The sequence below is a fragment of the Pedobacter nyackensis genome, from assembly GCF_032678475.1.
Classification (GTDB): Bacteria; Bacteroidota; Bacteroidia; order Sphingobacteriales; family Sphingobacteriaceae; genus Pedobacter; species Pedobacter nyackensis_A.
This window is the reverse complement of the sequence record NZ_JAVTSF010000004.1, coordinates 49,473-72,753: the sequence shown is the minus strand read 5'-3', so window position 1 is coordinate 72,753 and position 23,281 is coordinate 49,473. Positions and strand designations below refer to the sequence as shown.

Below are 23,281 nucleotides of genomic sequence, written 5' to 3'. Positions count from 1 at the left end.
CAAAAACAAACCAACATGGAACTTTCAGAAAGAGCACCTTGACACCATAGAAAATAATGCTAAGATGAAACAGGAGCGCTACCAACGCCCCGTGTTTCCGTCTGATTGCTAAAAAATGTATTCACAAATTTCAACCCCGCGTAATTGCCACTGATCTGAAAAAAAGCAGGCAAAACGCTAAAACCAGAATATCAAATGTATAAAAATTTTACCAGAATTTTATGTGCCCCGCATGGGTACATAGCTAAACTTCTATTGCCGATAAATGATGTTTTTAGGCTGTTGGAAGTAAATAAAAGCAAATGGATTATGCGAATTAAACTCGTTGTTGTGCTGTTGACCGCTGGAATTATCCAGGTTAGTGCAGCTTCATATGCCCAGAGAATTACATTGAATGAAACAAAGGTAACTTTGCAGGCTGTATTTGATGAAATAGGGAAGCAAAGCGGCTTTGATTTTATTTATGATGCGCGGATTTTAAAAAATGCGGATCTGGTTACTATAAAGGTAAAACAGGAAAGTCTCGAAGAAACATTGAAGAAATGTCTGGACGGGCAACGCCTCACTTTTACAATTGAAAGTAAAACGGTGATCATTAAGCCCCGCGACCGTTCTTTCCTGGAGAAAGTGAGTAGTTTTCTGGCAGCTATTGTCATTAATGGCCGTGTGGTGGATGAGAATGAAGCACCTGTGCCAGGTACAAGTGTACGCATAAAGGGAACCGATAAGGTTGTGGTTACAGATAGTGATGGTCGGTTTACCATTACCGTCCCTGACGAAAAAACAATTTTGTTGTTTTCTTATGTAGGATATGGCGCAAAAGAACTACCTGTAAAACAAGGTATGGTAGTGCGTATGGAAGCAGAACTAAACAGACTTAATGACCTGGTTGTAGTTGGCTATGGTAGCACCAGGCGTAAGGACCTTACAGGTTCCGTTTCTTCTGTGAACATGCAGGAAGTGAAAAACGTACCTTTTGTAAGTCTTGATAATGCGCTTGCAGGTAAAGCCGCAGGTGTGCAGGTTATACAGGGAGATGGTTCACCGGGCGGAGTAGCAAAAATACGCATTCGGGGTGGGGCGTCTTTATTGGGCGGAAATGATCCGCTCTACATCATTGATGGAGTTCCGGTTACCATTCAGAACAGGTTTTTAAATACCGCTGCGGAAGTGATTAACCCGGTTGAGGCTACCTTGGCTAATGAGGCCGCCAACTTAAGTGGTACCAGTGTGTCAGGCTCTTTCGCCAGGGGGATAAATAGTCTTGCCGGATTAAATATCAATGACATTGAAAGTATTGATATTTTGAAAGATGCTTCTGCTACGGCCATATATGGTTCTAAGGCTGCTAATGGCGTGGTAATCATCACCACTAAAAAAGGAAAGGTAAATCAGAAGGCAGTACTGGAAGCAAACTATTATACCGGAATAGCTTCCCCGATCAAAGAAAAGCTCCTGAATAAAGATCAGTATATCATGATTATGAAAGAAGCTGCGAAAAACTTCAATGACATCAGGGCTGAAATCGGGAGGGCCCCAAATGCGATCGCAAGCAACATCCTGAATAAACCTGATTTTTTCGGAACTAACAATACCGATTGGCTGGATCTGGTATTGAGGAATGGAATTACTCAGAATGCGGATGTTTCTGTAAGAGGAGGTGGAGTAGCGTCCAGTTATTACACGTCTTTATCTTATACTTCGCAGAATGGTGTTGTAAAAGGGTCAGATTTCGATAGGATTTCAGGGAAAATTAACTTAGATAATCAACTGGGCAAGAAATTCAGGATCATCACTAATTTAGATTACGGATTTACAAAAAACAACATCAGCAATGGTGTATATCCTCAGGCATTGATGGCTCCGCCAACAATTGCACCTTATAATGCCGACGGGAGTATTCATGTCATCACGAATACAGAATTGGGGAACGCTCTTCCTGATTCGAGGTTATCCAGCATTCAGAGCCCATTGGCCCTGCTTACTGCGATTAACCGGGGTAAAAATACCTCATTGATAGGTTCATTATCATTAGAATATGAATTACTGCAGGACCTGAAATTCAAAAGTACGGTATCTGTTAACCACAGTAATTATCACCAGTTGAATTATGCGCCTAGCATATTGGCTTTGGGAAGTCAAACCGGGGTAAGAAGTTCAGCCGGGGGAGTAGGTACGCAGGGACAAACAGAAAATAATGTTGTCTTTTTTGAAAACACGTTTACATGGAACAAACAGTTTAATGAAGACAACAGGTTAAACTTACTTGTCGGAACATCGTTTGAAAAGAATCGTTTCAACTCATTTTCGGCAAGTGGACAAGGGTTTCCTGATGACGAATTTTTAAATGGTTTATCCTCGGCCGCCATTCCGCTGCCACCTTTTAATGCATCCGGACAAAATGCCCTGCTGAGTTTTTATTTAAGGGGAAATTATGCCTGGAAAGATAAATACCTGCTCACTTTTACAGCACGTGCCGACGCATCTTCTAAATTTCCGAAAGAAAACAGGGTAGGATATTTTCCTTCAGGAGGTGCTGCATGGAGGATATCACAGGAGGATTTTATGAAAAATATCACCTGGCTTGATGAATTGAAGCTGAGGGCGAGTGCAGGCTATACCGGTACACAGAATATAGGTAACAACCTTTTTTACACACTTTACAACCCGGTTTCTTTTGGTGGCGAGAACGGTTTAATCCCTAGTCAGCTTGGTAACAATACCATAAAATGGGAATCTACTTTACAGAAAGATCTGGGGATAGACTTCAGTATATTTAAATCAAAACTAACTGGTACTTTCGGCTATTACCAGAAAAATACCAGTGGCGTGCTGTTCAATACACCTGTTGGCAGAAGCTCTGGCTTTGGAGACGTGATTGCCAATGTGGCTAATATCCAGAACAGAGGATTGGAATTGGATTTGAATGCGGAGTTCATCAACAATAAAAAATTTCAGTGGTCAGGTGGCCTTAATATTTCCAGGAACAGGTCTAAAGTGCTGAAACTTTCCAATGTATCTCCAGATCTTTCCAATCCAGGGGTTTATACCTTCGGAAATGCTGTCTTAAAGGTTGGAGAACCACTAGGCTTGTTATATGGTGTGCCTTTTCTGGACATCATAAAAAGCAAGGAAGAATTAGAAGCGTACAAAGCTGTTGATATGCTTTATCAGTGGGGGGCAAATCCTTATCTGTCAATTGGAAGCCCTAAGTATAAACTGGATGAAGAGGGATTTAACAAGAGAGATATCATTGGTCGCGCTGAACCTAAGTTTTATGGGGGATATACCAACACCTTTTCTTACAAAAACTTCAACCTGAGTTCACTTTTTACTTTTTCTTACGGAGGAGATATTTTATACCTGCGTGACGCCATGAATAAACAGGTAACCAACCTGACCAATAAAGGTACCCGCATCTTAGACCGCTGGACTCCAGAGACACCTGATTCTAGCAGGCCAAAGCTGGCATACCTGGTTTCGCTGGTAAATTCGACACCTTCAAGTGCAGATGTATATGACGCCTCTTATATAAAGCTTAAATCGGTAACACTAAGTTACCAGCTGCCAAAATCATTGTTGACTAAACTGAAGATTAACCAATGTTCTGTGTATGCCTCAGGAGTAAATCTGTTTGCCATTACAAACTATCCCGGTTTAGATCCTGAAGTAACCGATGATCCATACAGCATCATAGGTGGATATACGGATGCCGGAGCTTATCCGGCAGTAAGGCAATACAGTTTAGGTATTCGTCTGGGGTTTTAAGTTTAATCAAATGTTAATTTATCAGAAATGAAGAAAATACTCACTTATACTTTTTGCAGCATGCTTTTATTGCTGCAGTATGCCTGTAAAAAAACACTGAATGCATTGCCCGAAAATGCAAAGGTAGATGCGAATACTATCCTGGATCAAAAAACTGCTGAAGTTGCACTCCGGGGTGCTTACTATTTATTGTATAATATCCCTGGTCGAGGTACAAATATTACCTGCTGGGACAATCATCAATGGCTTCCTGCTTACTATGCCGGTTATCTTGCAGGAGCATCCGATGGCCCGGAAGAAGAAAACAGATATGCTGAAAGTGCTATGATCAGTTCGGTATGGAATGAGTCCTATGCGACAATTAACGCAGCAAATGGGATCATCAATCGTTTAAATGTTTTACCCGATGCATCTTTCGCCAACAACAGAAAACAAGGTATTCTGGGCGAAGCCAGGTTTTTAAGGGCATATAGCCATTTTAAAATTCTAAGCTATTATGGAGAATGGTTCAAATACGATAGTCGCTATGGCATTTTGATACGTGAAGAACTGGCTAATCTTGGAAACATCGCAAAAGCCCGGAGTAATGTAAAAGAAAGCTACGATTTTATCCTTGCCGATCTGGATTACGCGATAACAAACGCACCTTCACAAAATCCAAACTACTATGCTACCAAATGGGCTGCGATGGCTTTAAAAATGAGGGTATTGATGAGCAGAGGGCAGAGTGGTGATTACGCTGAGGTGATCAAACTTGCTGATCAGGTCATTCAAAATAGTCCTTATCGTTTAGAAAATGATCCCAAAGATATTTTCAGGACCAAGGGTCTAAGCAGCAATGAGGTTATTTTGGGAATCCGGCCGCAGCCAAACCAGGAAAATAACAGCTACAACCTAAGTGTCTTATATTCACATTATACAGGTCAGATTACCGTAAGCCATCATGCAACCAAAAGACTGTACGATTTGTTTGGTGCGACAGATCCGCGTCGGAACTGGGTAACCGGTGATCTGATCCCGGATAACAATACTGCCGGAGGACATTTCTTTAGTAAGTACATTGTAGTAAATGGAAAACCCACCGTAGTTTCTGAAACTGCTTATGCCTTCCGTTTGTCGGAAGTTTACCTGCTTAAAGCTGAATCAATCTCCCGTTCAATGGGTAATATGGACGATGCAAAGCAGATTCTTAAATTAATGATGCAGCATGCGGGGGTTACCGATCTTGCTTTTATTGATCAGATCAGTTCGTATGAAACGCTGCAACTGCAATTGTTTTATGAGCTTAGCCGTAACCTGGTTGGGGAAGATGGTCAGGAATGGATGGCTTTATTGAGGTTTCCACTGGCAACCGTAAAAATGCTGAAACCTACTATTTCAAATACAGTCCAGTACATTTTGCCGATACCGGCACAGGAATTTTTAACCAATCCTACTATCGGAGACCAGAATCCGGGATATAGTAAGAATTAGTTAGCCCTGTTTTAACCTGCATTATTCCGGTACTGATTCGATTTAACATCAGTACCGGAATAATCTTATATATGTAAATCTATTTACAATATGTATTTTTGGCGGTACAGTATATAAGATGAATTGCTATGGTTAAGTATAATGGCTTGTCTGACACCGAATTGACTGACTTGTTGAAGTCCGGTGACCATGCCGCGTATACCGAAATATACCATAGATACTGGCCTGTATTATTCCGGCATGCAAGGAAGATGCTTCGTGATGATGATGAAGCTACAGATGTTGTTCAGGAGGTGTTTGCTACTTTCTGGTCCAAATCTGCTGAACTTATATTTACGGTTTCTCTTTCTTCCTACCTTTACTCAGCCACGAGAAATAAAATAATTGATCTGGTTAACAGAAACAAGCTTAAAACCAACTATCTGGTTTCTTTACAGGCATTTATTGATAAAGGCGAGTTCATTACCGACAACGCCGTTCGTGAGCACGAGCTGTCTAATCAGATTGAAAGTGAAATTGCCCGGCTTCCCAAAAAGATGCGCCAGATATTCGAACTGAGCCGGAAACAAAACCTTTCTTATAAACAGATCGCAGATGAAATTGAAATTTCGGAAGGTACTGTGAAGAAGCAGATTTCTAACGCAATTAAGATTTTAAAAATAAAATTAGGGAGTTTGTACTTTTTATTTTTTTAAATCTACCACTTTCAGTAGCCTTGTTCGTCTTACACATAAAGAAGGATATTATTGTTCGGTTTTATGGAAAACAAAAGTGCTGATAAATTATTAGAGAAGTATTCACAAGGTAGCTGTACAGACGAGGAAAAAGCCATTGTAGAGAGTTGGTACCTTAGCGCCAGCGGGAATGCGGATGATAGTGATTTAGCCGTGCCTGATTTTGAAAAGGCAGATCGTAAATTACAATCTGAGCTGGGGCTTGTTCCAAAAGAAACCATCAAATTATGGCCACGTATAGCTATTGCTGCTTCCGTTCTTTTGGTTTGTGGTGCATCATTGATTTTTTATTTGAACAATATAAACAGAGAAAAGTCTTTAAACGCATCTGTGATGAATGATGTGACCCCGGGAATTAACAATGCAACCTTGACCCTGGCAAACGGACAAAAGATCATTCTTGATAACGCTGCTAACGGTAAAATCGCAGAACAGGCAGGTGTTAGTGTGTCTAAAACTGCTGATGGACAGATCATGTACAGCATTAAAGACCTGAAAAATACAGGTAAAGCAGATTTCAATACACTCTCTACAGCAAATGGAGAACAATATCAGATTATTTTGCCGGATGGAACTAAAGTCTGGTTAAATGCCGCGACTTCCTTGAAGTTTCCACTTACATTTGCCGGTTTGTCGCAAAGAAAGGTGACGTTAATAGGAGAGGCCTATTTTGAGGTCTATAAAGATAAAAAGAAACCGTTTATTGTACATTCAGCTCAACAGGATGTTGAAGTTTTAGGGACCCATTTTAACATCAACGCTTATAAAGACGAGCCTACGGTTAAAACAACACTTTTAGAAGGGGCAGTAAAAGTAAATACGAACTATATTTTAAAACCTGGCGAACAGTTTACGATTAACCAGGAAGGAAAAGCCGGGATCAAGCTGGTAAATGTTGAAGATGTGATTGCCTGGAAAAAAGGGAATTTCGAGTTTAATGACGAAAACGTATATGAAATTATGCGTAAAGTCGCCAGGTGGTACGATGTGGAAGTGATCTATGAGGATCAAATACCTTTAACTAAAATGGAAGGTACGATGTCGAGGTTCCAAAATGTATCCCGGATACTCGATGTCCTCGAAAGAACAGGAATACTGTCTTTTAAAATTGAAGGGAAGAAAATATACATCAGTAAAGCGTAAACGGAATCGTTCGGTACTTCAATTAATAACCAAATATATTAACCTTAAACAAAATGAATATGAAAAGAAGTCTACGACAGCGACTACATTAATTTTACAAAGGGCGATCTGAAAAAACAAACGTGAAAGTGTTCTTACCACTTCCACGCTAAATGTATGGGTCACCCTTATCTGGATTTGCATCCGGACAAAAAACTAACAGAATCTAGTATTAACCCAAACAGAACAAAAGTATGAATTTAAATGCTTTTCACAAGATTGTAGTGCCTGTGCCTGGCCTGCTTTCGAAAATTCTATTCGTTATGCGAATTACAACATTTTTATTATTTGTGATACTCATGCAGGTAAACGCTGCAAGCCGTGCGCAGAGAATCACCCTGTCCGAAAAGAACACCACACTGCGAAAGGTGATTTTTAAAATCAGACAGCAAAGTGGTTATGACTTTTTTTACATTAAAGACAATCTTAAAAATGCCCGTCCGGTTGATATCGAGCTTAAAAATGCTACGATGGAAGAAACACTGGCAGCTGTTTTTGCCGGACAACCTTTAGCTTATGAGTTAAAAAACAGAGTAGTTGTCATTAAAGTAAAAGAGAAAAATATACTGGATCGTTTAATCTCTGTCTTTACCAGTGTTGATGTACGCGGTCGCATAGTAGATGAAAAAGGAATTCCGATCATTGGTGCAAGTATCAAGGTCAAAAATGCTTCAAGGGGTACAACGACTGATGCGGAGGGGCGATTCCAATTGAACCTGGCCAAAGGCGATATCCTGGTTTTAAGTTATATAGGATTTGAAACACAAGAGATTGTTTACAATAATCAACCGGAGTTAAACATTACACTGAAAGAATTAAATAATGAACTTGGCGAAGTGGTTGTGATCGGTTATGGAAGCGTAAAACAAAAGAATGTTACCGGAGCGATTACACAGGTAAAGGGCGCAGATTTGAATTCCAGTGTTGCTTCCAGTTTTCAGCAGACTTTACAAGGTAAGGCAGCTGGTGTTCAGGTGATCCAGGCTACCGGGCAGCCTGGTGCAGGAGTGACGGTTAAAATCAGGAGTAACCCTTCTTTTGCCGATGCCGGCGTTTTGTATGTGATCGACGGTGTGCCGGTAAATGATGCCGCAGGGCAACCTGCTCTGGGTGGTAGTGTAGGCGGTTCAAGATATGCAGAAGACGGCGTGGATAAATCTCCGCTGAACTTCATTAATCCGAATGACATTGAATCTATTCAGTTTTTGAAAGATGCGAGTGCGGCCTCAATTTATGGTGCAAGGGCAGGTGCAGGTGTGGTTTTGATCACCACAAAACGCGGTGCTGAGGGTAAAGCTAAACTGGAATACACCGGTACTTACGGAACCCAAAACGCAGATAAGATGTATGAGGTATTTGGCGAAAAAGAATACATGACACAACGTAACCTGCTTCGTGAGGAACGCTGGTACAGAGATAATAAAATTGCACCTTATTATGGTACAGTAGCAGCAGGGACTGTTACTCCTTATGTACCAGTGTTTACAGCAGACCAAATCAACGGACCGCTGGCCAATAATAAAACGGCAACGGACGCCATCACAAGAACCGGATATACCCAGCAACATAACCTCTCACTTTCTGGTGGTAACGGTAAAACTTCGTATTTTGTATCAGGGAATTACTTCGGACAGAAAGGGGTAATCATTGGTACAGATTACAATAGGTACAATGGTAGAATTAACATTGATCAGGTAGTTTCTGATAAAATTAAAATAGGAGCAAACGTTATAGCCTCCAATTCGGACGCAGACAATACCATAACAAAGGGGCAAAATGAAAACGGAGGTATTGTAACCGCCGCAATTTATTGGGCGCCTTCTGTAGCCTTAAGAAGTCCTGATGGTGGTTATCCTTTAAGTCCGTATTACCCGACTATTCCTAATCCATTGTCGTACGCTACCGTTACAGACAAAACGAAAACAAACCGTTTCTTAACTTCAGCTTATGCGGAATGGACTATTTTAGAAGGTTTAAAAGCAAAAGGGAACTTTAGCTATGATCAGTCAAACTCAAAAAGATCATCTTACTTCCCTAAAACCTTTTTATATGGTGCACAGGCAAATGGAGCGGCAAGCATCGCCCAATCAGACACGCAATCAAAATTGTTTGAGTACACGCTGTCTTACAATAAAGAATTGGCTGCGAAACACAACTTTAATGCTGTAGCTGGATATACTTTTCAGCAGACCGACTGGGAAGGTTTTAATGCGGGGAATCAGAACTTCATAGCAGATATCAGTCAGTATTATGCCTTACAGTCCGGACAATCAGATAAACCTACAGTGGGATCGAGTAAAAGCCAGATCACATGGGCGTCTTATTTCGCAAGGGCGATTTATACTTACAATGGAAATATCACTTTGCAAGCCTCTGTAAGAAGAGACGGTTCGTCAAGCTTTGCTGAAAATAAAAAATGGGGTTATTTTCCATCCGTTTCAGCGGGTTGGGTACTTTCAGACGAGGCTCTTGTGAAATCTGTTAAGCCCATTTCGTTTCTTAAACTTCGTGCGGGCTATGGTGAAACAGGTAATAGTAGTTTTGGAAGCAATGCTTCTGCGCGATATGGAGCAGGATTAAAGGCTTATTTCGGATCAAATACTGTAAGTTCCGGGTTATCACTAGAGCGGGCAGCAAATCCAAATCTTACCTGGGAAACTGCCGGAGAGTTAAATGTCGGACTGGACTATGGTCTTTTCCAGGATAGAATCACAGGCTCGTTCGATTATTTTAATAAAACAATCAGAGATTTGATCTCCTATGTGCAATATCCGACTGGCTTTATAATTGATGGAGTATTTACAAACGCAGGAAAGACCCGCTCTACAGGTTACGACATTTCCCTTCAGACGAAAAATATTGTATCGGCTTCCGGAGATGGCTTCACCTGGTCTACCAATCTGACTTTTTCTCATTATAAGAACTATTGGGTTAAAAGGTCAGATGCCGCGTTAAAAGTGCTGGAGAAGTACGTAATCGCGACAGGTAAAGACGCTATATTTAATCCTTTTTTCGGCTATCGGTCTGATGGCTTATTTACAGGGCAATTTGGAACTGCACCGGCCCAGATGCCAGGGATGCTTCCTGGCGGGATCATCATCAGAGATATCCATGGTTATGATGCTTCGAATAGTTTGATTGCACCTGACGGAAAAATCACAGCAGCTGATAAAACTTATATCGGTAACCAGGATCCACAGTTTAATTTCGGGATTGGTAACAGGTTCAGTTATAAAAATTTTGACCTGAATATCTTTATGTCAGGTATCAGGCAAAAAAAATGGTCGCCGCTCGCTGATGGTAGAGCTGGCGAGAAAACGATGGATTCTTTTGGATTTAATGCGATGCCGGTATCGGCCACGCGCTGGAGTTTCCAGAACACCAATGGCAATTTCCCTACCTCCCTGTATGACGCCACTTATAATGGTTATCAAAGTGAATCTGACTACTGGTTAGTAGATGCTTCATTTTTACGTTGCAGAAACATTACCCTGGGATACGAGATACCTCAAAAAATACTTGCTAAACAACGGGTGTTCTCTAAAGTAAGAATTTCATTTGATGCCCAAAACCCGTTTACGATTACCAATTATCCGGGCTTGGATCCAGAGTTGGATCCTGCTAATTTTTATCCGCTGGTAAAGAGTTATGTTTTCGGTATTAACGCATCATTTTAACCTTTAAAGAAATCATCATGAAAAATTATAGATATACAAAATTAACTAAGTCTCTATTTTTGACTTGCTTATTTGGCGGTTCACTTTTACTTGGTAGTTGTGAAAAGGGATTGGATCAGGTAAGTTACGGCGATCTGAATAGTGTAGTGAAAACAGCTGAAGGAGCGGGTGGAGCAGTGAGTTCCACCTACAGTGGATTGGCGGGCGGAGGAGATTGGCAGGGTGGCTGGACTTCGGGTACTTATGCATGGCGTACACAGTCAATGATGACGACTGATGAAGGTGTTTGTGCCTGGGGCGGCAATTGGGGGAACTTACGTAACCTGAATTATAATCCCGATTTCGACTGGATTACACATAATTATACCCGGTATCTGCCTTATATCTCCAGGATTGCCATAACGATAGATGATGTACAGGGCATAACAATGGATGAAAATCTCAAGAAAAGATACATTGCCGAGCTGAAAGCACTCAGAGCACATTATTCGCAATTGTTGTATTTTGCTTATGGACCTTTGAATATTGTTACTGATGCTAAAATTGCTGCAAATCCGGATGCGCCTATTTTACCGAGGCCAGCAAGCAGTGTTACCGTTGCGCAGATTGAGAAAGATTATCAGGATGCAATAGCGGTATTGCCCGGTAAATTTACAGGTGTTGATTACGGTCGCTTTTCAAAAGCAGCCGCATTAACGGGCCTCATGAAACTTTACATGCATGAAAAGGAATGGGCAAAGGCGGTAGCAGCTGGTAATGAAATAAAAAAACTGGGCTACGGTATTCAGGGTAATTATGAAGACCTGTTTAGTGTTGCCAATAAAGGCGGTGCGTCAACAGAGATTATCTTAGCGATAGTTTGTACACCAACAGGAGGTGACCAATACACAAATATGTGGTTAGCACATTCACTGCCTTCTGATTATAAGGACCCATCCGATATTAGTCTTACAGCCTGGGGTGGTTACAAAATGCCATGGAAAACTTATGATAAGTTTGATCAGACAGATAAAAGGCTGAAAAGACTGTTGAGTAAATATCCTATTGGTAAAGACGCAAATGGAAATGTTCTTTATAAAGATGCCAGAGCGGCGGGCGATCTGGGCGCTGTACCAATGAAGTTTGCCCCGGATCCTTCAAAAGCAAACGCACAAAATAGTGGTGTTGATTTTCCGATATACCGCTACGCTGATGTTTTGTTAATGCTTGCTGAGAGCATCAACGAAGTGAACAATGGGCCTACGCAGGAAGCTTATGATTATGTGTACGAAGTGAGACAAAGAGCTGGTCTTGGGAAATTGGCTCCTGGTTTAAATAAAAGCCAGTTTCTGGAGAAGATTCAGGATGAGCGTTTGTTTGAGCTTTGGGCGGAAGGCTGGAGAAGGGACGATCTGATCAGATGGAATATGTATACGCAGCGCGCGGCAAATGATGGCTCAACCACTGCCGATAGTTATAGAGTTTTGTACCCGCTACCGAGAACAGTAGTCAACCAGAGCAATAACATCATCAAACAAAACTTTGGATATAATTAAGACATGAAATATCTATTTGTATTTCTTTTTTTTACTGCGGGGGCCTATGCTCAACCCCCTGCAGTTCCCGGCAACTTAAAGGTGATGGGGACCAGAAGTTGGATCAGACTGCAATGGCTTGATCAAAGCCCAAACGAACAAGGGTTTAAAATCTACTGGTCAACCGTAAATAAAAAGCCGGAAAATCCAGGTGCTACAACTGCAGCTAATGCTCAGCGTTTCTATATTCAGGATGTAAAAGCTGAAACAACGTACCATGTATGGATAGAAGCTTTTAACGAAGACGGTACAAGTAAGTCGCTAACCGCAACAGTTACAACGGTAAAAAGCTGGTCGCTGGACACAGATGAAATAAAATCTTTAAGTATCGAAAGTTCGAAAGCCGTGCCATCGGGAATGGAGTTGTTCTGGAACGACGAGTTTAACGATGAACTACTGAACAGAAACAAGTGGTCAACCAATTATTATTCGAACATTGATTACCTGAAAAAGGACAATTTATCATTAATGCTGCAGGACAGTCTTCCCCAACCTGGTATGACATTCAATGGTAGCAGTATTGATTTGTTTACAAACGCGGCTTTCCCGGTAAAGAGCTTTTACCCGGAAAGTGGGCGCAAGATATCTTCAATACAAACCTACGACTGGAGAACAAATGAGAATTATCTGGACAACAGCCGTGGTGGATATTTTGAAGTAAGGGTGAAAAGAGGTAGCTCAGACAATCCGAAAGGAGTAAATACTGCTTTTTGGTTCGACTCTCCGGGACCTGATCTGAAAAACTATTTGCAGGAAGGAACTGAATTAGACGGTGTCAAAGGAATACGGCCGAAGGGACAGGTTTTTGAAATAGATGTATTTGAAAATTTAGACGCTCAATTTGTACTACATGGTCATGTTGACAAACATGGTAAATTTGTGCACAACCTGGCAACACATATCGCCGAAGGTTATACACACGTTGACAATTGGGTAACCCACGGAATTCTCTGGACTCCCAACAGCATTAAGCATTACATAGATGGAACCTTAATTAAATCTTATGATGACAAAAGCCAGGTATATGCACCAAATCATTTTATGAATGTCTTTTTGGGAAGCTATGGAGCAGGCGGATCGGTCAACATGGAGGTGGATTATATCAGAGGATATCAGTGGCCTTTACGCGGAGGAAACGAATTGCCGAATGCTGATTTTGAAGCAAATACCACTTTGCTGCCCTGGGAAGGTACAGGGGGACTGTCGGCAACAGTTAAACGAAATGGCAATTATGGGCTTGCTCTTGAACCGGGGCAAAGTATGGAGCAGTCTGTTTATCTAAATAATTCTACACGCTATGTCTTAAAATACTGGTTAAGAGGAGAAGGAAAGATGGAGCTGAGCATAGAGAATCTGAAACCGGTCGAAGGAAAAGTTGAAAACAGTTTTAAACAAATTTATGTTGGAAAACCGACCTTTAACCAGCACACACTGGAATTTAGAACAGGTCAGGAATACGGCAACTATATGAAAACTGTTAAAATTAAGTTTACGAATATTGGTAAATCAACATTAATAATTGATGATCTGAAAGTAACAAAGAAAGAATAAATGAACAGAAATGAATGGGCTTATATGGCAAAAAGTATACTTTCAATCATTTATTAAATCTTAAATTTGCGGCTTTAAAGAAATTCATGATTAAATTATTTGTGGTGGGTTATCCACTGGATATACAGGAAGCTGAGCTTATTGAGATTTTCAGCATCCATGGGATGTTACATAGTGTAGAGTTATTAACAGATAAAGTTACCCATCGACATAAAGGTTTCGGATTTATCGAAATGGTAGATCAGGCTGGCGCCGACAGAGCTATCTCTGCTGTAAACGGTATGGTATTAAGAGGAAGAAAGATTAGGGTTAAACCGGCGGATGAAAACAGGGCCGAAAAACCGAGAACCTTTAAACCTAACAGATTTCATACAGAAGAAGTTCAAAAGAACACAGGCGGTTCTGAGCAGTTTAAAAGCAAGCGTCCAAGAAAATTGGTGTCCAATACTTTCAGGGCCGAAAACAAGTAACAATCGGATCAGGATCCAACTACTGTTCGTATACGGTTAAGGACTGCTAGGACTCTGCTAGGACTCTGCTAGGACTCCGCTAGGAGTTTGCTAGGACTCTGTTAGGACACCTGATCCTAGCAGAGTCCTAGTAAAGCCCTTTCAGACTCCTTGTTGACATACATCGATATGCAGGAATAGTATACGTAGTTAATTTTAAACTGCCGGAAACTTGCTAAGTAGAACCAAAAGTTCTAATTTGGCTCAATCTATGGTAACTGCGACTCATCGAGATTCAAGTCAGATTTTAAAATATAATCCTCAGCTAGATGGACTTCGTTTCTTTGCCGTATTATTTGTGGTAACATACCACTGGGTTCCGGCTATTGAGCATTTCGAGTACAGTGATTTCTTAGGTGGATTTATCAATTTTTTCTTTGTGTTGAGCAGTTATCTGATCACCAGGATATTGTTCTCTGCTAAGGAAAAAAGCGTTGAAGCAGGTGTTGCAAAGTACAAAGTGATGATTGTTTTTCTCTTGCGGCGTACCATAAGGATTTTTCCTGCCTACTATGTTTATCTTTTGATTCTATTGATACTACCGGTAATAGGGGATGAAGTAAGGAAGAATGCGGGAATGTATTTTGGATATCTCGCTAATTACCAGATTTTTTATGATCAGGCGTGGCAGGGGGTAACTCCACATCTTTGGACTTTAGCTGTTGAAGAACAGTTCTACGTATTTTGGCCCTTTGTTATTTTGTTTATTCCACAACGATTTTTACCAAAAGCATTCTTGTTGATCATTATTCTTGGTATTATCCTTAGGGTTATATTTTATCAGCCTTCGCATGTGGTTACTCAACTTATACTTACACAATACTGTATAGATTCTTTTGCTATAGGCGCATTGCTGGCGTATAAAGTGACCAGGCCAGCTAGCGAAACCAGGATAATTAATAAGTGTATCAACGGTTTATTGTATCTCGCTATTCCCGCTGTTATATTCATTCTTGTTATGGAATCACATTATTTTTCGTTTGTGATCGGAGGTTTGCTGTACTCAATTATTTCAATGAAAATAATTGAAGGTGCTGTTTTTGGGTATAATGGGAAATTAGGTCGGTTTTTACAGAACAAGGTTGTGGTATATATAGGTCAGATCAGTTACGGGATTTACCTATATCATTTACTTGTTCCTGTCCTTTTTTGGAGGCTATTTGATAAAGTTTATGCGCTGTCGCATGCTTCCTTTCCAGATTTTTTTATCAGGAATGAAAAATGGCTGACAAGATTTGTTAATATCTTAAGCTCCCAGGTCAGTTGTTATATACTGTATGCTGTTTTAACTATTGCAGTGGCTATGTTATCCTGGAACCTGATAGAAAAACCTTTTTTTAAACTAAAAGTCTTTGCTAGCCTGGGAAAACAAAAGAGTTCAATGGATGTAAAAAGAGCCTGATTTGATACAGGCTCTTTTATAATTTAAGCATAAACAACTTCGAATCCGCCATATAGCGCCATCTCAGCGGAATGATGTACGGTTAGTTTTAGCTTCAGTCGTTCAATTAATTCTTTAGCAAAAATAATACTGCGGTGCAGGTCACTATTGCCCCTGATTTCAATGCCTCTGGCCAACATTTTAAATTTGTTGGGTTCAAACTTTTCTATGAATTTCTGTAAATCCGAACTGATGTTATTCTCTTTTTTCTGCATAAGATATGAAAGTTTAATATCTGTTAAAGATGAAATTGAATGAAATTGTTTGAGACATGTTTTGCACAATTGGGTAGTTATGCACATTTGCTTACGAACTACAGTCCAACTTTTCCCGAAAAATGTTGGACTGTAGTTGTTATGGGCTAATATTTGATCTTAACCAGCCTGGTATTTTGCTGTAAATCTAGAGAATTAAATGATCCCACCAGAATTGCTGCTTCTCCATTGTCAACATTAATAATCTCATTAACTGGAGATCTGAATATGAAGCTGGAGAAAACGAAACCTCCTAATGTATTGTAAGCTGGACTCAGTGTCCCATTTGCCTCGACAACAGCAAGCCCAAAGCGGTTAATGTTATTGAACTTCTGGAAGTTTCCTGTTAAAAGGATCTTTCCGTTACCCAGACGAATAGCACGCGAGATTGAACCATTTGCACTAACACCTGGATCAAAACTTTCATCTAAACTGCCGTTCTCATTTATAATTGCGACTCTTGTCCTGTTTTTTCCATTATAACTTAAAAATTCCCCGGAAATCAACATCTGTCCGTTAAGATACGGTTGAATAGAAGAAATTGTCCCGTTAGGACCGGTTCCAGGATTGAAACTTTTATCAAGGCTGCCGTCTAAATTGAGACGAACTATTTTGCTCACATTTTCTCCGTTATAACTGCTGAAACCACCTGCCACAATCAGCTTCCCATCTGCCTGCATATAGCTTTTGTAGATGAACCCATTAAAACCTTCATTAGCTTTATTGGTTTGTGTATTAAAATTGTAGGTTTTATCCAATGATCCATCAGGCTTGATTCTGGCCATGTAGTTGATCTGTGTTGAATCTGTGATGATCGTATCTTTTTGATTTGGATAGTAGGTTTTGGTCATGTAGTATTTGAATGAGCCGGAGACAATTATGTTGCCATCGGGCTGTACCAATAATTCATCGACCGCATTATTGAAAAATGCTTTAAATGTAGGAGCAGCACTTTTTTTGATTTCACCCGACCTGTCTGTGTAGGTGTACACGGTAGAGTCGATTCCGCCAGTTAATGAAATTTTAGCAATATTACTAATTTGGTTATTCCTGGTGTCAAAGCTGTTGAAATTACCACCAACAAGGATTTTTCCATCCTGTAAAACTACCGATTTATACACATGTCCTGAAGGAAAACCTTTTCCCGGCTTATATGACTTATCTAAAACCCCCTGACTGGAAATTATGGCAAGTTTGCTATAGCCTGCACGGATACCGGCGTTATTGTAATCTGTAAAGTTACCTGCAATAATCATACGCCCGTCGGGCAATGCTGTAATGCTATAGATGTCGTCATTGGCCCCTACGTATGAATTGAAGGTTTTGTCAATTTGTAAGGTTCCGGTTACCCTAAATTTGGGGCCTGGTAAAATCTGGGCGCCAACCATATAAGTGATCAGTCCGCTGCTTGCCCATTCCGGCACTTTTACTTTGACTTCGGTATCTGTTACGGAGAGAATCTCTGCCTGCTCTCCATTAAATTGAACTTTCAGATCGGTCTTGTACTTCAGAAACCCTGAGCCGCTTAGTGTTACAGTCGAAGCTATAGCGCCTTCTACAGGGCTAGCTGTAAGTGTATTAACTTTTAAGTCCAGTTGCGGCTTCGCATCTCCATAGGGGTCTTTCCCAACGTAAGTATCCTTTTTACAGGCCGTCAAACTACAAATAAGTAAAGTGAGGCAGGTAAACAATTGCGTTATTTTATGTCTAAAATTCAAAATCATGAGCATGTAGTTTGTGTATAAAATGTTTTGTAACCATTTTTTTATCGGAAATATTCGAGTACATCAGCTGAAAATGATTGGATATCGAATGAAAAGTAATGAAGGTCGTCCAGTACATGAATTACACCATTCGTAGTTTGTAAGTCAGAAGTTGCAACTGTAGCGGGGACATTTATAGGGCTTCCGAGGTCACCAATCTTAGTGATGTACACAGCTCTTGGGCCAACATCTTTTGTTCCCTGATAGTCTGAAAACTGAACGCCGAGGTTCATGATAAAGCCATCGTAGGAAGTCATGTACTGTCCGGGGTAAATATTCGGTTCAGTGAGGCTATATCTGGCAATATCCTTCAGTAGATACTTATCTTTAAAGATATATTGGGCCAGGTGTTTCCTCCATATCGATTGAGGTATGTCTTTAATGAATATTGAATCTTTTGATTGAAAGTAACGTGAGGAATTTATAATATCCATTACCTTTTTTACGGAATGATCTGTAGGGGCGAAAAAGGTGATGCTTTCTTTATCAAGGGTTTCTTTTAAGCCAGCTTGTTCAATCACCATTGTTAAAGTGTCGAAAAGAAAAGGTTTGGTTTTAAGGAATTCATACGAACTCATGTTGAAAATACCCTTTTGTAAATTGCCTCCGTTGAAATATTCTTTTTTACAAGAGTAATTACTTATGCAGACTATTACGCCCAGTATGATCAGCCATTTGTTTATTCTTATCATAAAATTTCGTTTTAAAATTATTTTACCCAGTATTGGTTAAGTACAATTCCCGGATTATTTACTCTTGCTTTAGCGTCAATTGGCCATGTCCATGCGCCCTGGTTAAATTGTTCTTGTGTTAAAAAATCAACACATTGGTTGTTGTCCATAATACGGCCGGTGCGTACGAGGTCGTACCATCTTACACCTTCACCAATTAATTCTTTTTGTTCTTCCATGAAAACAGCATCAATCAAAGCACCTTCTGATGCAAGATATTCATTAGCGCCAGCACGATTTCTTACCATGTTTAGTAACGGAATAGCTTCACTGTCTTTTCCTAAGCTCGCCAATGCTTCTGCACCTAACAGCAAAGTACCTGAGTAACGGAAAATAATCATGTTATCATCAAACAGAAAATTGTTGACATCCGTTACATTGGAGTATTTTAAAAACATTTGAGTTTCGTTGTTAATATAGGGTAAGTAGAACCATAGGTCGCGGCGTTTATCCGGCAGATTAGATGGATATAGCTTTTGAATGTAAGTACTTAGAAAATAGCCATCGCTGGTAGCCCCATAATTAACGATAGGAGCATGGGTGGTCCATTGACCTAAGGATACATATTTTGTTTCTGATCCATAGTTTTTATTCACTGAAAACTCAAAGATGCTTTCTCTTGTTTTACCTTTAAATATTTTTTTAAAATCTTCAATCGGCATCAATTGAAAATAACCCGAGTTTTTAACATTCATAACCGCGTCAGCAGTTTTTTGCCAATATGTGCGTTGATTTGCTTTGTCAAAACCAGCCATCCACATATAGCAGTTGGCGATTAAAGTTTCAGACGAAGCCCTGGAAGCTCTTACGCCCCAGTTGGTCGGGTCGTCATATTGCCATGGCAAGGCTTCTTTTGACTCTTCTAGTTCTTTTACACAGAATTTAAGTACTTCAATAAAATTAGTGCGGGGCCTTGCAGTTGCATCATAAGCCTCGGTGTACAACGGAACATCCCCATATATACGGGATATGTAAAAATAAGTGAAGGAACGGATATATTTTACTTCCGCCTGGTATCTGGTTTTTTCTAAATCAGATAAAAAAGTAAGATCATTCAAACGGTCCAGTGCAATATTACATGCTGCAATGGTTTGGTAAAACGGATACCAGTCTGAGAGTAAACTGCCTTTGTATCTATCTGGATTCGCTATCTGCGCACTATTTGACAGGTCGTTTTTAGCTACTGCTACGAAGACAGGAAATCCCTGGCAAATAAATTCACCAGCCCGGATGTCACCGTTCAGGTTATGGTAAGGACCTATGGTCAGACGGTCATAGATTAGACCATAGCAGTCGGCTACGGCTGATTCAACATCTGATTTTGTTTTCCAGAATGAATTTGAACCAAGTCTGTCAATCGGTTCTACGTTAAGAAATTTCTTGCAGGAGCCCGTCAGCATTAAACTGCAGGCGCCAAGAAAAAATATGAGGTATTTTATTCGTTTCATAAACTGTAGATAATTTAAAATTCAAGATTAAGCCCCAATACATAGGAAGGGGAGTTCGGATAAGAGTCTATACGGTCGCGACCTAATTCGGTTACGTTTTCAGGATTCGGCCCTGAGTATTTGGATAAGATGAACAGATTATTTCCTGTTGCATAAAATCTCAGGGTATTAATTCCATATCTGCTTAGCAATTCTTTTTTAAGAGTATAGCTGAACGTTGCGGAGTTAAGTTTAAAGTAGGTTCCGTCTTCCTGAAATAACGTTTGGGATGAATTGTATGGATCAGTATTGCTCAGGTATCTAAGCGGATTTGGATATTTTGCGTTATCTCCCGGCTGTTTCCAGTAATTATATTGGGAAATGTCAACCATAGTCGATTTGTCCAAGTCAAAAGGATTATAATTGTTGCTTAAGCTTGAAGATAAAGCGTTGTTCAATAAATCTCTTTTTAATGTAAAACTGCCGCTTAAGGTAAGTCCGAATTTACCGTAGGTCATTACAGAATAGAAACCTCCTGTTACTTTTGGCATTGGGTTTCCGGCGATTTGAAGGTCGTTTTTGTCAGTGATGTAATTGCCATCTACATCTTTATAAATCATGTCGCCTGCCTTGTAGTCACCCCCTGCGGCGTTTCTATAAGCTCTTCCTGTAATTGGGTCTACAGGAACTTGCACGTCATATTTATAAACCCCTTCAGAAATGTATAAGAAATTGTTCAGTGTATTTCTGCCTACTTTGGTAATAATCGCACCTCCATCTGAAAGTAGTTGGGTTGCGCCACCTGGTAAGGATAACAGTACATCTTTGTTGATCGCCCCGTTTACACTAAAGTTCCAGTACATCTTGGAGTTTGTTGGTAAGGGCCTGAAATTTAACGAAAGCTCAACTCCTTTGTTCATCATGGATGCACTGTTAGTGATAACTTTGTTGAAACCCGTTGAAGTTGATAACTCCTGGATGAATAACATGTCTGAAATAACTTTTTGATACACATCTAAGGTCAGACCTGCTTTGTTTTTAAATACACTGACGTCAAAACCGGCATTGTATTGCTCTACTCTTTCAGGTTTTAAATAAGGATTGGGCATGATGCCAAGTTTCGGGCTGATACGTGGTACATTATTATAGTTGCCGGCTACACTATATGAACCTAAAGAGGCGTATACGTTAGTAGAGGGCCTTAAGTTAATTCCGTAGGATAAACGTGCGGATGCATAGTCCAGCCATTCCAGCTTTTTCGCGAAAGCCTCTTTTTCAATGTTCCATCTGAACCCTAATGAAGGGCTTTTAGCCCATCTTGATTTCACCCCGGCGTAAGAATTACCATCTGCGCGGTAGTTAAAGTTGATGATATACCTTTTCTTATAGTCATACGATGCATTTGCACCAGCACCAACAGAATGAACTTTAGTATAATCATTTGTGTCATTTTCATAATTCAGATTTGGCGTAACACCAATAAAACCATTGTATAAAGCAGAGTAACCAAGTGGACCGAAATAATTGTCATTAGGCCCGTTAATCAGGTTTGCCTCGCGAGCGATATTCTGGTTTGCTGTAATTTCAGAAAATACACCAACATATATGGTATGGGCGTCACCGAAAGATTTGGAATAATTCAGGGAACTTCTGTTGTATAAATTTGTCGTCCGCGCAACATAACCGTAAACTTTAGACTGCTCATTGTTTGCCAGTGCCGGAACAAAAGTATCTTCGTTGTTTTGTATGTAAGAGATACTCAGTGTTGTACCAAACCTAAGTTGTGGGAGGAGTTCGTATGACCCGTCTAAATAAGAAGATATACTATATGTCTTGGAGTCATTTTTATTATTCAGGGCACCAGTAAACCTGGAATCATTTAAGAAATAGGATGGACCTGGTAATAATGATGAACTCAGACTGCCTCCGGCGCCAACATCTGTAAGTCCGTTTCCGCTACCTTTAAGCTTGTTTCCTAATGATAAAGTTACGGATCCGGTTAAATTTAATTTGGTATTGGGCTGGTAATTAATTTGTGAGGACAATGAATATCGGTCAAAGCCTGTATTTTTAATTACGCCGCGCTCATTGTAATAATTTAAATTGGTTTTATAATTTAATCCCACATTCCCTCCACTAACTGAAAGGTTGTGTGTTTGATTAAATGTAGGCTTGTAATATAAACCCTGCCAGTCGGTGGCATTGTTGTAAAATGCATTTAAACTGTCTGCTAAAAACTGATTTATAGAGATTTTATAGATTTCTTCATAGTCGTTGGTGTTTAGTATTCTGCTAATCAGGTTGTCACGTTCTTCTTTTCCCCCAATGGTCTGGCGCAATTGAGGGATTGTATTTGCGAAGAAACTGCTGGTTAAGCGGATAACAGGAACAGGAGAATTTCCTCTTTTGGTAGTGATTACGATTACACCGTTAGCTCCCTTTGAACCATACAATGAAGCTGCATCGGCATCTTTCATTACATCAATGGATTCCACATCTTCTGGTGGTATCAGGGCAAGTGGGCTGGTTCCGGGGCCTTTTGATTCAAAGCCGTATTCGAAGCCTGAATTTGCATCAATAGGTATCCCGTCAACAACGTACAGTGGAGATGAAGGGGTTAAATACGCATTATTCCCAGAGCCATTTACCCCAATTTGAGATAAGCCTCTGATTGCGGTAGAACCCCTGAATCCAGGTGCCCCGGTATTGTTCTGAATATTTAAACCGGCAACTTTACCTTGTAAAAGCTGTTCAACACTTGATACTGGTACGTCCCTGATCTGGTCAGAGGAAATTCTGGTCACGGATCCCGTTACGGTCTCTTTTGTTTTTCGCTGATAGCCTACCACCACAATGTCGTCCAGGGTTTTTGTTGAAGCGACCATTTTTACAATGATGTAAGTCTGTCCGTTAACATCTATGGTTTTATTGGTATAGCCTATGTAATTAAAGTCCAGTTTAGCAGTTTTGCTCACTTTGACGGAGAAGTTACCGTCGTTATCAGTGCCTGCGATGGGTTGTTTTTTACCATTTGCATGTATAAGTGAGATGGATACGCCAGGTAATGGCTGGCCATTTTCCTGCACTTTACCTTTTACGGTAATCAGCTCCTGTGAAAAGGCCGTTCCTGACAGTATCAACAGCAATACCTTGGTTAGCAGCAGGAATTTTGTAAATCTTGGCATCATATTATCGTT

14 protein-coding genes are annotated in these 23,281 nt (G+C 40.3%); 9 read left to right on the top strand and 5 right to left on the bottom strand.

The genetic code is table 11. From position 1 onward, the window contains the following. Nucleotides 1-309: 309 nt before the first annotated feature. From R2Q84_RS14230 to R2Q84_RS14190, 9 genes are all read left to right on the top strand, one after another. Nucleotides 310-3,768, top strand: coding sequence for a TonB-dependent receptor (locus R2Q84_RS14230; protein WP_316817232.1), 3,459 nt, complete (start codon nt 310-312; stop codon nt 3,766-3,768). A 27-nt stretch (nt 3,769-3,795) separates the two neighbouring features. Next, nucleotides 3,796-5,241 (top strand): RagB/SusD family nutrient uptake outer membrane protein, encoded by a 1,446-nt coding sequence (locus R2Q84_RS14225; protein ID WP_316817231.1) that lies wholly within the window; start codon nt 3,796-3,798, stop codon nt 5,239-5,241. Nucleotides 5,242-5,369: 128 nt separating this feature from the next. Further along, a complete protein-coding gene (locus R2Q84_RS14220) occupies nt 5,370-5,936 on the top strand; it encodes an RNA polymerase sigma-70 factor (protein ID WP_316817230.1) in 567 nt (188 codons plus the stop codon). A 63-nt stretch (nt 5,937-5,999) separates the two neighbouring features. Beyond that, a complete protein-coding gene (locus R2Q84_RS14215; protein ID WP_316817229.1) occupies nt 6,000-7,118 on the top strand; it encodes a FecR family protein in 1,119 nt (372 codons plus the stop codon). Between the two features lie 233 nt (nt 7,119-7,351). Continuing rightward, entirely contained in the window at nt 7,352-10,834 is a 3,483-nt protein-coding gene (locus R2Q84_RS14210) for a TonB-dependent receptor (RefSeq protein WP_316817228.1), read from the top strand. 17 nt (nt 10,835-10,851) lie between these two features. Continuing rightward, entirely contained in the window at nt 10,852-12,369 is a 1,518-nt protein-coding gene (locus R2Q84_RS14205; protein ID WP_316817227.1) for a RagB/SusD family nutrient uptake outer membrane protein, read from the top strand. Between the two features lie 3 nt (nt 12,370-12,372). Then, nucleotides 12,373-13,959, top strand: coding sequence for a family 16 glycosylhydrolase (locus tag R2Q84_RS14200; RefSeq protein WP_316817226.1), 1,587 nt, complete (start codon nt 12,373-12,375; stop codon nt 13,957-13,959). Between the two features lie 86 nt (nt 13,960-14,045). Beyond that, the gene (locus R2Q84_RS14195) at nt 14,046-14,429 is read left to right on the top strand and encodes a hypothetical protein (RefSeq protein WP_316817225.1); all 384 of its coding nucleotides are present in this window, start codon (nt 14,046-14,048) and stop codon (nt 14,427-14,429) included. Between the two features lie 211 nt (nt 14,430-14,640). Beyond that, on the top strand, nt 14,641-15,870 hold the full coding sequence (locus R2Q84_RS14190) for an acyltransferase (protein ID WP_316817224.1): 1,230 nt from the start codon (nt 14,641-14,643) through the stop codon (nt 15,868-15,870). Nucleotides 15,871-15,893: 23 nt separating this feature from the next. Here the strand turns inward: R2Q84_RS14190 and R2Q84_RS14185 are convergent, their stop codons facing one another. The 5 genes from R2Q84_RS14185 to R2Q84_RS14165 form a co-directional block, all read right to left on the bottom strand. After that, nucleotides 15,894-16,124 carry a hypothetical protein gene (locus R2Q84_RS14185; RefSeq protein ID WP_316817223.1) on the bottom strand — a complete coding sequence of 77 codons (231 nt, stop codon included), beginning with the start codon at nt 16,122-16,124 and terminating at the stop codon, nt 15,894-15,896. 146 nt (nt 16,125-16,270) lie between these two features. Then, the gene (locus tag R2Q84_RS14180; RefSeq protein WP_316817222.1) at nt 16,271-17,887 is read right to left on the bottom strand and encodes a DUF5008 domain-containing protein; all 1,617 of its coding nucleotides are present in this window, start codon (nt 17,885-17,887) and stop codon (nt 16,271-16,273) included. 41 nt (nt 17,888-17,928) lie between these two features. Next, nucleotides 17,929-18,618, bottom strand: a complete 690-nt coding sequence (locus tag R2Q84_RS14175; RefSeq protein WP_316817221.1) for a fasciclin domain-containing protein — start codon at nt 18,616-18,618, stop codon at nt 17,929-17,931. Between the two features lie 17 nt (nt 18,619-18,635). Then, nucleotides 18,636-20,105: a RagB/SusD family nutrient uptake outer membrane protein gene (locus tag R2Q84_RS14170; RefSeq protein ID WP_316817220.1), complete on the bottom strand. Its 1,470-nt coding sequence runs from the start codon at nt 20,103-20,105 to the stop codon at nt 18,636-18,638. Between the two features lie 14 nt (nt 20,106-20,119). Then, nucleotides 20,120-23,272 (bottom strand): SusC/RagA family TonB-linked outer membrane protein, encoded by a 3,153-nt coding sequence (locus R2Q84_RS14165; RefSeq protein ID WP_316817219.1) that lies wholly within the window; start codon nt 23,270-23,272, stop codon nt 20,120-20,122. Nucleotides 23,273-23,281: the final 9 nt, after the last annotated feature.